Below are 12749 nucleotides of genomic sequence, written 5' to 3' on the forward strand. Positions count from 1 at the left end.
GCCTTTTTCTTTGACTCTATGTCGTTACAAAGTTAATATGCGCGCCCTATGCAAAAGGTAAAATTACCCCTGACCATTGATGCGGTTCGTACCGCTCAGAAACGTTTAGATTACGCAGGTATCTATTCGCCTGAGCAGGTTACACGAGTAGCCGACTCAGTGGTAAGTGTGGACAGCGATGTCGTGGCCTCATTATCATTTAATATTGATAATCAGCGCCTGGCGGTTATTACAGGTCATGCGGACGTCGATGTAACATTGATGTGTCAGCGCTGTGGTGGCACGTTTGCGCACCATGTTCATACAACGTATTGTTTTAGCCCGGTCGTCAATGATGAGCAGGCTGAGGCATTGCCGGAAGCGTACGAGCCGATCGAAGTCGACGAATTTGGCGAAGTTGATCTGCTGGCTATGATTGAAGACGAAATTATTCTTTCACTGCCTGTCGTTCCGGTACATGATTCTGAACACTGTGAAGTGTCCGAGGCGGACATGGTATTTGGTAAACTGCCTGCAGAGGTGGAGAAACCTAATCCATTTGCCGTATTAGCCAGTTTAAAGAAAGTAATTAAGGAGTAAGGTCAATGGCCGTACAACAGAACAAACCCACTCGTTCCAAACGTGGCATGCGCCGTTCACACGATGCACTGACCACTGCCACTCTGTCTGTGGACAAAACTTCCGGTGAAACTCACCTGCGTCACCACATCACAGCCGACGGTTTCTACCGCGGCCGCAAGGTTATCGGCTGAGTAGTACTTGCTAATCTTTAGCAAGGCGATACCTTGACTTGTCTAACCCTAGCGTTAGATGCAATGGGTGGGGATTTCGGTCCCCACGTCACAGTGCCTGCTTCATTGCAGGCACTGGCCTCTAATCCAAAGTTAAAACTCCTGCTGGTCGGGAACCCCGACGCCATCACTCCGTTACTTGTTAATGCCGATCCTTTGTTGCTGGAGAGGTTACAGGTAATCTCCGCTGAGCATGTTATTGCCAGCGATGCTAAACCCTCACAAGCTATTCGTGCCAGCCGTGGTACCTCCATGCGTATAGCACTGGAGTTGGTTAAAAACGGTGATGCAGTAGCCTGTGTGAGTGCAGGGAATACAGGAGCATTGATGGGGTTGGCGAAGATGCTTATTAAGCCATTGGATGGGATAGAGCGCCCGGCATTGATGACAGTTATCCCCAATCAGCAGCGCAACAAGACTGTGGTACTGGATTTGGGGGCCAACGTTGAATGTGATAGCACGATGCTGGTGCAATTTGCCGTCATGGGTTCGGTGATGGCAGAAGAAGTTGTTGGCATAAAAAACCCGCGTGTTGCTTTGCTCAATATTGGCGAAGAAGAGAGCAAGGGGTTAGATAATATCCGCGAAGCCGCCGCAGTATTAAAAAATACACCGGCGATCAACTATATTGGTTATCTGGAAGGCAATGATTTGCTGACAGGCAAGACTGATGTGATGGTTTGTGACGGCTTCGTGGGTAACGTCACTCTAAAGACCATGGAAGGTGTGATAAGAATGTTCTTGTCATTGCTCAAATCATCGGGCGACGGCAAAAAACAGTCCTGGTGGCTTAAACTTATTGGCCGTTGGCTACAAAAACGTGTGGCTAAGCGGTTCGGTCATTTGAACCCCGACCAGTATAATGGCGCATGTCTGTTAGGATTACGGGGCATCGTAATCAAGAGCCATGGCGCTGCGAATCAACGTGCATTTGCAGTGGCTATCGAACAGGCTGTGCAGGCGGTGCAGCGGCAAGTCCCACAACGGATTGCAGCGCGCCTTGAAGCGGTTTTACCCAAGAGTGACTGATCGTACATGTATACTAAGATTCTCGGTACGGGGAGTTATCTGCCCGTACAAGTGCGCAGTAATGCTGATTTAGAAAAAATGGTGGATACGTCGGACGAGTGGATTGTCACTCGGACAGGTATTCGTGAACGGCGTATTGCTGGTCTTGATGAAACTGTGGCGACAATGGGTTTCCACGCAGCTGAAAAAGCGCTGGAGATGGCCGGTATTGCTAAAGACGATATCGGGCTGATTATCGTTGCCACTACCTCTTCAAGCCATGCTTTCCCAAGCTCGGCCTGTCAGGTGCAGCAAATGCTGGGCATCAAAGATGCGGCCTCTTTTGATTTGGCTGCCGCTTGTGCTGGTTTTACCTATGCACTGAGTGTTGCTGATCAGTACGTGAAAAGTGGTGCAGTCAAACATGCTATCGTCATTGGTTCAGATGTTCTTTCTCGTGCACTGAATCCTGAAGATCGTGGCACGATTATTCTGTTCGGTGATGGTGCTGGTGCAGTGGTACTTGGTGCATCTGAGCAACCCGGTATTATGTCTACGCATTTACATGCTGATGGCCGTTATGGCGACTTGCTCGCTTTACCGTATCCAGACCGTCAGCAAGACCAACCAGCCTATGTCACGATGGCGGGTAATGAAGTGTTTAAAGTTGCGGTGACTGAACTTGCTCACATTGTGGACGAGACCTTGCAGGCCAATAATCTGGATCGCTCAGCGCTGGATTGGCTAGTGCCGCATCAGGCTAACCTGCGGATTATTAGCGCAACGGCTAAAAAATTAGGCATGGGGATGGAGAAAGTGGTCATCACTCTCGATCGTCATGGCAACACTTCTGCAGCATCCGTACCGGCGGCACTTGACGAAGCCGTGCGAGATGGGCGTATTCAACGTGGGCAGTTAGTGCTGCTGGAAGCGTTTGGCGGCGGCTTTACCTGGGGCTCGGCGCTGGTTCGCTTTTGATTTAACAGGGTTTCTTTGATTAACAGAGTTTCTTTGATTTAACAGGGCCTCTTTAATTTAACAGGAAAGTAAAATGTCGAAATTTGCTTGTGTTTTTCCAGGCCAGGGATCTCAATCTCTTGGTATGCTGGCCGATTTGGCCGCACAATTTCCGATAGTTGAAGAGACTTTCAGTGAAGCATCTTCAGTTCTGGGTTACGATCTCTGGCAGTTAGTACAACAAGGCCCGGCTGAAGAATTGAATAAAACCTGGCAGACGCAACCGGCATTGCTGACGGCATCTGTTGCTATCTGGCGTGTTTGGCAGCATCAAGGCGGCAAACTGCCGGCGATGATGGCGGGCCATAGCTTGGGTGAATACTCAGCTCTGGTGTGTGCCGGCGTACTGGATTTCAAACAGGCGGTTCGCCTGGTTGAATTACGCGGTAAATTGATGCAGGAAGCGGTACCGGAAGGCACCGGTGCCATGTACGCAATTATTGGTTTGGATAATGAATCCATCGCCAAAGCGTGCGAAGAATCAGCACTTGGGCAGGTTGTCTCGCCAGTCAACTTTAACTCACCGGGTCAGGTCGTTATTGCCGGTAATAAAGATGCGGTAGAGCGCGCAGGTGCGGCTTGTAAAGCAGCCGGTGCGAAACGCGCCTTACCTCTGCCAGTCAGCGTGCCATCTCATTGTGCATTGATGAAACCTGCGGCAGATAAACTGGCTGTCGCACTGGAAGAGATTGAATTCCAGGCACCGTTATTCCCGGTGGTGAACAACGTCGATGTGAAAACTGAAGTGTCGCCAGAGGCTATCCGTAGCGCGCTGGTGCGTCAGTTATATAATCCGGTACGTTGGACTGAAAGTGTGGAATTCATGGCGTCAGAAGGCGTTGAGCTACTGTTAGAGTTTGGGCCGGGTAAAGTATTGACTGGTTTGACTAAGCGCATCGTGGATACTTTAGTTGCAGCACCGGTAAACGATGTTGCCACGCTGACCAACGCGCACGAAAACTAAGAAAAGAGGATAACATGAGCTTCGAAGGTAAAATTGCGCTAGTCACTGGCGCTAGCCGCGGTATTGGCCGTGCGATTGCAGAATTATTAGCTGAGCGTGGTGCCCGTGTTATTGGTACGGCGACCAGCGAAAAGGGCGCTGAAGCCATCAGCGCCTACTTGGGCGACCAAGGTAAAGGTTTAATGCTGAATGTCGTGGATCCCGCGTCAATCGAGTCAGTACTGGCAACGATTCGTGCGGAATTTGGCGAAGTCGACATTTTAGTGAATAATGCAGGTATTACGCGTGATAACCTGCTGATGCGCATGAAGGATGAAGAGTGGCAAGATATTATTGACACCAATCTAACTTCCGTGTTCCGCCTATCAAAAGCGGTAATGCGCGCTATGATGAAAAAGCGGTTTGGGCGTATCATCACCATCGGTTCTGTAGTTGGGACAATGGGCAATGCAGGGCAGGTTAACTACGCGGCAGCTAAAGCGGGTCTGATCGGTTTTAGCAAGTCTTTGGCGCGTGAGGTTGCTTCACGTGGCATTACTGTCAACGTTGTGGCACCTGGCTTTATTGAGACTGACATGACGACGGCGTTGACAGATGATCAACGCGCAGGCATTTTAGCCCAAGTACCAGCTAACCGGCTTGGGCAAGCTAAAGAAATTGCCAGCGCTGTTGCATTTTTAGCCTCTGACGAGGCCAGCTACATCTCTGGTGAAACGTTACATGTCAATGGCGGCATGTATATGATTTAAAAATCACGAAAGTATTTGCGTTATTTGAGGTAAAAACCGCAAAATAGCGTAAAATCGTGGTTTGACCAGCCGAGATTTAGTTGCATCTTTTTCAACATTTTATACACTACGAAAACCATCGCGAAAGCGAGTTTTGATAGGAAATTTAAGAGTATGAGCACTATCGAAGAACGCGTTAAGAAAATCATCGTTGAACAACTGGGTGTTAAAGAAGACGAAGTGAAGAACAGTGCTTCTTTCGTTGAAGATCTTGGCGCAGATTCTCTGGACACCGTTGAGCTGGTAATGGCTCTGGAAGAAGAATTCGACACTGAGATTCCAGACGAAGAAGCAGAGAAAATCACTACTGTTCAGGCAGCTATTGATTTTATCAACGCTAACCAGCAGTAAGCGAACATGCTTTAAGTTTGGATAGATAGTTAGGCGGTCATTCGACCGCCTAAGTTTTTTTTGCCCTAGTGTAATTTTCCCTCCCTGGAGGACAACCGTGTCTAAGCGTCGAGTTGTTGTGACTGGACTGGGCATGTTGTCTCCTGTCGGTAATACAGTAGAATCCACATGGAACGCTGTTCTTGCCGGGCAGAGTGGCATCAGCCTGATCGACCATTTTGATACTACAGACTATGCAACGAAATTTGCTGGCTTAGTAAAAGATTTTAATTGTGAAGATTACATTTCGCGTAAAGATGCACGCAAAATGGATGCTTTCATACAGTACGGTGTCGCGGCTGGCATGCAAGCTATGCAAGACTCCGGGCTTGAAGTGACAGAAGCCAATGCTCCTCGTATCGGTGCCGCGATTGGTTCCGGTATTGGTGGGTTGGGTCTGATTGAAGAGAACCACACCTCATTGGTGAAAGGCGGGCCGCGTAAAATTAGCCCATTCTTCGTGCCTTCAACCATTGTTAATATGATTGCCGGCCACCTGACCATTATGTTCGGTATGCGTGGGCCAAGCATTTCTATTGCTACGGCATGTACTTCTGGCGTTCACAACATCGGGCAAGCGGCTCGTATCATTGCTTACAATGATGCTGACGTTATGCTGGCCGGTGGGGCTGAAAAAGCCAGTACACCATTGGGTGTCGGTGGTTTTGGGGCTGCTCGTGCATTGTCTACTCGCAACGATAATCCGCAGGCTGCCAGTCGCCCTTGGGATAAAGACCGTGATGGTTTCGTTCTGGGTGATGGTGCAGGCATGATGGTGCTGGAAGAGTACGAACACGCGAAAAAACGTGGTGCAAAAATCTATGCTGAAGTTGTTGGGTTTGGGATGAGCAGCGATGCTTACCATATGACCTCTCCACCGGAAGACGGTTCTGGTGCAGCTCTGGCAATGGTGAATGCGTTGCGTGATGCGGGTGTGACCCCCTCTCAAATCGGCTATATCAATGCCCACGGCACGTCAACTCCTGCTGGCGATAAAGCCGAAACGCAGGCAGTTAAGTCTGTATTTGGTGGAGACACCAAAGTGATGGTCAGTTCCACCAAATCCATGACTGGGCACTTGTTAGGTGCAGCAGGCGCGGTTGAGTCTATCTTTACGGTATTAGCGCTGCGTGATCAGGCTATTCCGGCAACCATTAACCTGGATAACCCAGATGAAGGTTGTGATTTGGACTTTGTTCCGGGTGCTGCTCGCCAGGTAACAGATTTGGAATACACCCTGTGTAACTCCTTCGGTTTCGGTGGTACTAACGGCTCTTTGGTGTTCCGTAAGGTATAGCATTCACTGCTCAAAAGTCTGCTGACAAAGTCAAATGAAGGGGAGTCGTGCCGTTGGGGCCGTAGTCGCGTAAGCGACCGGAGCGGCTCTGGGTGCGGTAAACCCATCACTCACTGAGCTATCAGCAGCTTTGTCATTAACCTAAGACCCGGTTTTCCGGGTCTTTTATTTGCTTAACAAGCACCCGTCATAACATCCTTCCATAAAAATTGTCTCAATAAGAGACAAATCTGAAAACAGCCACAGCTTTAAATCTGATACTGTCAGCAGATAGAATTTATATTTATGGGCAATATCTATAGCCTAATTGAATATAGAGCCAAGATGCCCCCATTTAAAGAGAATCTGAATGTTCTGGATTAATGGTGTTGAACAAAATTTGATTTCAGCTTCAGACCGCTCAGTGCAGTTTGGTGATGGCTGTTTTACTACCGCCAGAGTCTCCGATGGTCGTGTCGTGTGGCTGGATAAGCACATATTGCGTTTGCAACAGGCGGCTGAGCGGCTATTAATGCCCGTTGTAAATTGGAATGCATTGAGCAAGGAAATGGTTGAGGCAGCAAATCATACTGAAGACGGCGTACTGAAAGTGATTATCAGCCGGGGAAGCGGCGGTCGAGGCTACAGTGGCACGGCATGTCAGCATCCCACACGAATTATTTCTCTTGGTGATTGTCCGGTTCATTACCATAACTGGCGTGAACGAGGTATTGCTCTGGCACTCAGCCCGATATTGTTAGCCCGTAACCCATTGCTGGCCGGGGTTAAGCACTTGAATCGCCTGGAACAAGTCTTGATCCGCGCGCATCTTGACCAGACAACGGCGGATGAAGCGCTGGTGCTTGACACTGAAGGCATGCTGGTGGAATGCTGTGCGGCTAACTTATTCTGGCGCGAAGGGGATAAAATATTTACCCCAGACCTGTGCCAATCAGGTGTAAATGGCATTATGCGCCAACGAATAATTACTTGTCTGGCCGCTCATGGTCGGCAAGTGGAGATTGTGGCACAACCGGTGAGTGTGTTGGCAGATGCAGATGAAGTTCTCGTGTGTAACGCGCTGATGCCGATATTACCGGTAAATCGCGCCGAAGAGTGGGTTTATCACTCACGTCAGTTGTTTGATTTCTTAAATCTTCATTGCTGCGAAATATAAGCTTTATGGGGATTTTGATTTTTGTACCAATGATACCTTTAATTTGAAGATGGCCGTCCGATGAAAATAAAAAGCACCAGAGCATTAATCCTTTTTGTCGCTATCTGTTTGGGATTGCTGCTGTTGGGTTACCAAAGAGTACAACATTTCGCCGATCAGCCTTTGGCTATCCAACAAGAAACTTTCTTCAAACTTCCTGCTGGCACCGGGCGAGTGGCGCTAGAGAACTTGCTGCACCGTGATGGTCTGATTAAAAACACCCGCTGGTTCCCATGGCTGCTGCGCAGTGAGCCAGAGTTAGCCAAATTCAAGGCGGGGACTTATCGTTTTACCCCCGGAATGACGGTGCGCGGCATGCTAGAACTGCTCGCCAGCGGCAAAGAAGCGCAATTTACCGTGCGCTTTATTGAAGGTAAGCGGCTGCGTGATTGGATGGATGAATTACAACAGTCAAAATATATAAAGCATGTATTGGATGGAAAGAGTGATGCTGAAATCGCGCTATTGCTGGGGTTGAAAGACAGTGAACACCCAGAAGGCTGGCTCTACCCGGATACCTATTCCTATACCGCTGGCACCACTGATTTGGCATTACTCAAACGTGCCCATGTGAAAATGGAAAAAACAGTCGATGAAATCTGGCAAGGACGCGATAAATCATTGCCTTACAAAACCCCAGGCGACTTAGTCACTATGGCGTCCATCATCGAGAAAGAAACGGCAGTCAATGAAGAACGAACCAAAGTGGCGTCGGTGTTTATCAACCGTTTACGCATTGGTATGCGCCTGCAAACGGACCCAACCGTCATCTATGGCATGGGGAATAACTATAATGGCAACATTAGTCGTAAAGACTTAGATACCCCAACGCCTTATAATACCTATGTGATATCCGGCTTGCCGCCGACGCCAATTGCAATGCCGGGGTTGGCATCGCTCGCGGCTGCCGCTCATCCGGCTAAAACTGCTTATCTCTATTTTGTGGCAGACGGCAAGGGCGGCCATACTTTTACCACCAATTTAGCCAGCCATAACCAAGCGGTGCGGGTTTATCGTCAATCGCTAAAGGATAAAAATGAACAGTAAATTTATCGTTATTGAGGGGCTTGAAGGGGCAGGGAAAACCACCGCCAGAGACACCGTGGTGGCCACGCTGCATGCCCAAGGGATTAACGATATTGTCTTCACCCGGGAGCCGGGTGGAACGCCGCTGGCAGAAAAACTGCGCGACCTGATTAAGCAAGGCATTGACGGCGAAGTTCTGACAGATAAAGCCGAAGTGCTGATGCTGTATGCTGCCCGAGTGCAATTGGTTGAAAATGTGATTAAACCTGCGCTGGCGCGCGGCAGTTGGGTGGTGGGCGATCGCCATGATTTGTCATCGCAAGCTTATCAAGGCGGTGGACGCGGGATTGATAGCAACCTCATGGCATCTCTGCGTGACACCGTATTAGGTGAATTTCGCCCAGACCTGACACTGTATCTCGATTTGCCGCCGGTGCTTGGACTGGCGCGCGCGCGGGCTCGTGGTGAATTAGATAGGATTGAACAAGAGTCATTGGCCTTTTTTGAACGCACCCGCGCACGCTATCTTGAATTGGCCGCAGCAGATTCCAGCATCAAAACTATTGATGCATCTCAACCACTTGAGCAAGTCAGTGAATCTATTAGCCGGGTACTGAAACAATGGCTGACCCGCCGAGAAACCGCGTAATGAAATGGTATCCATGGCTTACCGCGCCTTACCGTCAGTGGGTAGGGCAGCAGACTGCCGGGCGTGGTCATCATGCATTATTACTGCATTCTTTGCCCGGAAATGGCGAGGAAGCGCTGATTTATGGTATCAGCCGTTGGTTAATGTGCCAGCAGCGGCAAGGCGAGAAAAGCTGTGGCGAATGCCATAGTTGCCGCTTGATGTTGGCGGGTAACCACCCAGACTGGTACGTGCTGGCACCGGAGAAAGGTAAAAACAGCATCGGTGTAGAGTTGGTGCGCCAACAGATTGAAAAACTCTATTCTCATGCTCAGCAGGGCGGGGCAAAAGTGGTGTGGTTACCCCATGCCGAGTCGCTGACTGATGCGGCGGCCAATGCGCTACTCAAAACGCTGGAAGAGCCGCCAGAGAAAACCTATTTTCTGCTCGATTGCCATCAACCCGCCAGTTTATTAGCAACATTACGCAGCCGCTGCTTTTACTGGCATCTGGCCTGCCCGGATACCGCGCTCAGCTTGCAATGGCTGCAACGGCAAATTCCGGCAGAACCAATTTCGATGCTGTCGGCACTTAAATTAAGCGAGGGTGCGCCGTTGGCGGCTGAGCGCTTGCTCCAACCCGAACTCTGGGCCATCAGAACGGCCTTGTGTAGCGCGCTGAGCGGCGCCCTGAACAGTTCGGATTTACTGTCGCTATTACCGCAGCTTAATCATGAAGATGCCCCAGCGCGCCTGCAATGGCTCTCTTCATTGGTGCTGGATGCTTTGAAGTGGCAGCAAGGTGCGGGTGAGTTTGCGGTTAATCAGGACCAATTGCCGTTGGTGCAGCAATTGGCACAGATGGTCACGACACCTATATTACTTCATTCAGCCAAGGCGCTGGGCCATTGCCGGCATCAATTGTTATCCGTGGTCGGTGTCAATCGTGAGTTATTACTCACCGAGCTTTTGCTTAACTGGGAAAGCGCCCTGACCACGGGGTCTTACTCCACATCACTTTAATTGAGTTTAATATGTTGTTAATAGATTCTCACTGTCATCTTGATAGCCTTGATTACCAGACGCTACACAGCAGCGTCGATGATGTATTAGCCAAAGCGAAGGCACGGGATGTGGGTTTTGTGCTCGCCGTAGCCACCACATTACCGGGCTTCTCAGCCATGACTGCACTTATCGGTGAGAGAGAAAACGTGGCGTTTTCATGTGGCGTTCATCCACTGAATCTCGATGGCGGCTATGATTTTCAGCAGCTTGAGAGTTTGGCCGTGGCAGATAATGTGGTGGCAATGGGGGAAACTGGGCTGGATTACTTCTATCAGCAAGACAATATCCCACTGCAACAAGCTTCGTTTCGTGAACACATTCGGATTGGGCGCAAGTTAAATAAACCCGTGATTGTGCATACCCGCGATGCGCGCGAAGACACGCTCGCCATCTTGCGTGAAGAACAGGCGCAAGAGTGTGGTGGGGTTTTACACTGCTTTACAGAAGATAAAGCGACCGCAGCGACCTTATTGGACCTCGGTTTTTATATCTCTTTCTCGGGTATTCTCACTTTCCGCAATGCGGAGCAACTACGTGATGTTGCGCGCTATGTGCCGTTAGACCGGTTGCTGGTCGAAACCGATTCGCCGTATTTGGCACCGGTTCCGCATCGTGGTAAAGAGAACCAACCTGCCTATGTCCGTGATGTTGCAGAGTATATGGCAGTTCTCAAAGGCGTCAGTCTTGAATCCTTGGCTCAAGCCACCACGGATAACTTCTGCCGGTTATTTCATCTGGACTCGTCAATACTCCCCAGCAAAATGCGCTAATTTCCTTAATAATACTTTTTTTTAAGCTCGTAATTAATCCCCGAAACGAGTAATGTTCTCACCCGATTTATTGGGTGAGGGCAGCGACTATTGACACTTTTTTACAAAAAATGCGCTATCTGAAGCAAATTAAGCGCTTTCTTGAAAGAAACGTGACTGCCATCAAACATTAAGCAGGCTATTTATTTTACTCTTCGTAAAAATTAAAGGGGTGCTTTAGACACCCTGATTCGCAAAGGCTTACTCCCCCCTTTGTAATGCCAATAAACGCGAGAAAAAGCAGTAAAAGCACTATTACTCAGGAGCTCACTCAACTATGTTTAAGAACGCATTTGCAAACCTGCAAAAGGTCGGTAAATCGCTAATGCTACCGGTGTCCGTGTTACCCATTGCAGGTATTCTGCTGGGTGTCGGGTCCGCGAATTTTAGCTGGCTACCATCGGTAGTCTCTCACGTAATGGCAGAAGCGGGCGGTTCCGTTTTTGCTAACATGGCATTGATTTTTGCTATTGGCGTTGCACTCGGCTTTACCAATAACGACGGTGTATCCGCGTTGGCGGCAGTTGTTGCATACGGCATCATGGTGAAAACCATGGCGGTGGTAGCACCATTGGTCTTGCATCTGCCGGCAGAAGAAATTGCTGCCAAGCATTTAGCGGATACTGGGGTACTGGGCGGGATCATTGCAGGTTCAATAGCGGCCTACATGTTTAACCGCTTCTATCGTATTCAGTTACCTGAATATCTGGGCTTCTTCGCGGGCAAACGCTTCGTTCCGATTATCTCTGGTTTCACAGCGATCTTCGTGGGCGTGATTTTGTCCTTCGTATGGCCGCCAATCGGTACTGCTATCCAGACTTTCTCTCAGTGGGCAGCATATCAGAACTCCGTAGTCGCTTTTGGTATCTACGGCGTAGTAGAACGTGCATTGGTTCCATTCGGTTTACACCACATCTGGAACGTACCATTCCAAATGCAAATTGGTGAATACACCAACGCAGCGGGCCAGGTATTCCACGGTGACATTCCACGTTACATGGCTGGTGACCCAACTGCGGGTAAACTGTCTGGTGGCTTCCTGTTCAAAATGTATGGTCTACCCGCCGCAGCCATTGCCATTTGGCATTCTGCTAAGCCGGAAAACCGGGCGAAAGTGGGCGGGATCATGATCTCCGCAGCACTGACCTCATTCCTGACCGGTATCACCGAGCCAATCGAATTCTCCTTCATGTTCGTGGCGCCAATTTTGTATGTTATCCATGCAATTCTGGCCGGTCTGGCTTTCCCAATCTGTATCCTGCTTGGGATGCGCGATGGTACCAGCTTCTCCCACGGTCTGATTGACTTCATTGTACTGAGTGGCAACAGCAGCCGTATCTGGTTGTTCCCGCTGGTGGGTATCTGCTACGGTCTGGTGTACTACACCATCTTCCGAGTGCTGATCGCTAAACTGAATTTGAAAACTCCGGGTCGTGAAGACACGACGACAGAGCAAACTGTACAGGGTGGCACTGAAATGTCAGCAGCATTGGTGGAAGCCTTTGGTGGTAAAGAAAACATCACTAACTTGGATGCATGTATCACTCGTTTGCGTGTCAGCGTTGCGGATATTTCCAAAGTTGACCAAGCGGGTCTGAAGAAATTGGGTGCTGCGGGCGTAGTGGTTGCAGGCTCAGGTGTTCAGGCTATCTTCGGGACGAAATCTGATAACCTGAAAACTGATATGGACGAATACATTCGTAACCATTAATTCAGGTCTGGGGAGTACAAAAGGGAGGCGAAAGCCTCCCTTTTTTTGTGTATTTTACGTT

General features: G+C 49.4%; 14 protein-coding genes. All 14 read left to right on the plus strand.

Going from position 1 to position 12749, the window contains the following annotated elements; all coding sequences use genetic code 11:
• The first annotated feature begins 48 nt into the window (after positions 1 to 48).
• Complete coding sequence (gene yceD, locus FTA91_RS14050) at positions 49 to 579, plus strand: 23S rRNA accumulation protein YceD (RefSeq protein WP_038632255.1); 531 nt, start codon at positions 49 to 51, stop codon at positions 577 to 579.
• A gap of 5 nt (positions 580 to 584) precedes the next feature.
• Positions 585 to 752 (plus strand): 50S ribosomal protein L32, encoded by a 168-nt coding sequence (gene rpmF, locus FTA91_RS14055; RefSeq protein ID WP_002210931.1) that lies wholly within the window; start codon positions 585 to 587, stop codon positions 750 to 752.
• A 33-nt stretch (positions 753 to 785) separates the two neighbouring features.
• The gene (plsX, locus tag FTA91_RS14060; protein WP_072082692.1) at positions 786 to 1820 is read left to right on the plus strand and encodes a phosphate acyltransferase PlsX; all 1035 of its coding nucleotides are present in this window, start codon (positions 786 to 788) and stop codon (positions 1818 to 1820) included.
• Positions 1821 to 1826: 6 nt separating this feature from the next.
• The gene (locus tag FTA91_RS14065) at positions 1827 to 2777 is read left to right on the plus strand and encodes a beta-ketoacyl-ACP synthase III (protein WP_145536200.1); all 951 of its coding nucleotides are present in this window, start codon (positions 1827 to 1829) and stop codon (positions 2775 to 2777) included.
• A 73-nt stretch (positions 2778 to 2850) separates the two neighbouring features.
• A complete protein-coding gene (gene fabD, locus FTA91_RS14070; protein WP_050115747.1) occupies positions 2851 to 3780 on the plus strand; it encodes an ACP S-malonyltransferase in 930 nt (309 codons plus the stop codon).
• A 14-nt stretch (positions 3781 to 3794) separates the two neighbouring features.
• Positions 3795 to 4529 carry a 3-oxoacyl-ACP reductase FabG gene (gene fabG / locus FTA91_RS14075; protein WP_038632263.1) on the plus strand — a complete coding sequence of 245 codons (735 nt, stop codon included), beginning with the start codon at positions 3795 to 3797 and terminating at the stop codon, positions 4527 to 4529.
• Between the two features lie 153 nt (positions 4530 to 4682).
• Complete coding sequence (acpP, locus tag FTA91_RS14080) at positions 4683 to 4919, plus strand: acyl carrier protein (RefSeq protein WP_002220787.1); 237 nt, start codon at positions 4683 to 4685, stop codon at positions 4917 to 4919.
• A 97-nt stretch (positions 4920 to 5016) separates the two neighbouring features.
• On the plus strand, positions 5017 to 6255 hold the full coding sequence (gene fabF, locus FTA91_RS14085; RefSeq protein ID WP_050115748.1) for a beta-ketoacyl-ACP synthase II: 1239 nt from the start codon (positions 5017 to 5019) through the stop codon (positions 6253 to 6255).
• A gap of 349 nt (positions 6256 to 6604) precedes the next feature.
• Complete coding sequence (gene pabC / locus FTA91_RS14090; RefSeq protein WP_145536201.1) at positions 6605 to 7411, plus strand: aminodeoxychorismate lyase; 807 nt, start codon at positions 6605 to 6607, stop codon at positions 7409 to 7411.
• A 60-nt stretch (positions 7412 to 7471) separates the two neighbouring features.
• The gene (gene mltG / locus FTA91_RS14095) at positions 7472 to 8497 is read left to right on the plus strand and encodes an endolytic transglycosylase MltG (RefSeq protein WP_050115750.1); all 1026 of its coding nucleotides are present in this window, start codon (positions 7472 to 7474) and stop codon (positions 8495 to 8497) included.
• Complete coding sequence (gene tmk / locus FTA91_RS14100) at positions 8487 to 9125, plus strand: dTMP kinase (protein WP_050115751.1); 639 nt, start codon at positions 8487 to 8489, stop codon at positions 9123 to 9125. Before mltG ends, tmk begins: the two co-directional genes overlap by 11 nt.
• Positions 9125 to 10126, plus strand: a complete 1002-nt coding sequence (holB, locus tag FTA91_RS14105) for a DNA polymerase III subunit delta' (RefSeq protein WP_050115752.1) — start codon at positions 9125 to 9127, stop codon at positions 10124 to 10126. Before tmk ends, holB begins: the two co-directional genes overlap by 1 nt.
• 11 nt (positions 10127 to 10137) lie before the next feature.
• Complete coding sequence (locus FTA91_RS14110; protein ID WP_145583514.1) at positions 10138 to 10938, plus strand: metal-dependent hydrolase; 801 nt, start codon at positions 10138 to 10140, stop codon at positions 10936 to 10938.
• A 316-nt stretch (positions 10939 to 11254) separates the two neighbouring features.
• Positions 11255 to 12688: a PTS glucose transporter subunit IIBC gene (gene ptsG, locus FTA91_RS14115; RefSeq protein WP_050115754.1), complete on the plus strand. Its 1434-nt coding sequence runs from the start codon at positions 11255 to 11257 to the stop codon at positions 12686 to 12688.
• Positions 12689 to 12749: the final 61 nt, after the last annotated feature.

This window comes from Yersinia thracica, from assembly GCF_902170565.1.
In the GTDB taxonomy this organism is placed as follows: domain Bacteria; phylum Pseudomonadota; class Gammaproteobacteria; order Enterobacterales; family Enterobacteriaceae; genus Yersinia; species Yersinia thracica.

Coding starts and splice junctions, on each gene's coding strand:
- tmk (WP_050115751.1), top strand. CDS start 8,487: ATGAACAGTAAATTTATCGTTATTGAGGGGCTTGAAGGGGCAGGGAAA.
- FTA91_RS14065 (WP_145536200.1), top strand. CDS start 1,827: ATGTATACTAAGATTCTCGGTACGGGGAGTTATCTGCCCGTACAAGTG.
- ptsG (WP_050115754.1), top strand. CDS start 11,255: ATGTTTAAGAACGCATTTGCAAACCTGCAAAAGGTCGGTAAATCGCTA.
- rpmF (WP_002210931.1), top strand. CDS start 585: ATGGCCGTACAACAGAACAAACCCACTCGTTCCAAACGTGGCATGCGC.
- fabG (WP_038632263.1), top strand. CDS start 3,795: ATGAGCTTCGAAGGTAAAATTGCGCTAGTCACTGGCGCTAGCCGCGGT.
- yceD (WP_038632255.1), top strand. CDS start 49: ATGCAAAAGGTAAAATTACCCCTGACCATTGATGCGGTTCGTACCGCT.
- fabD (WP_050115747.1), top strand. CDS start 2,851: ATGTCGAAATTTGCTTGTGTTTTTCCAGGCCAGGGATCTCAATCTCTT.
- mltG (WP_050115750.1), top strand. CDS start 7,472: ATGAAAATAAAAAGCACCAGAGCATTAATCCTTTTTGTCGCTATCTGT.
- holB (WP_050115752.1), top strand. CDS start 9,125: ATGAAATGGTATCCATGGCTTACCGCGCCTTACCGTCAGTGGGTAGGG.
- acpP (WP_002220787.1), top strand. CDS start 4,683: ATGAGCACTATCGAAGAACGCGTTAAGAAAATCATCGTTGAACAACTG.
- FTA91_RS14110 (WP_145583514.1), top strand. CDS start 10,138: ATGTTGTTAATAGATTCTCACTGTCATCTTGATAGCCTTGATTACCAG.
- pabC (WP_145536201.1), top strand. CDS start 6,605: ATGTTCTGGATTAATGGTGTTGAACAAAATTTGATTTCAGCTTCAGAC.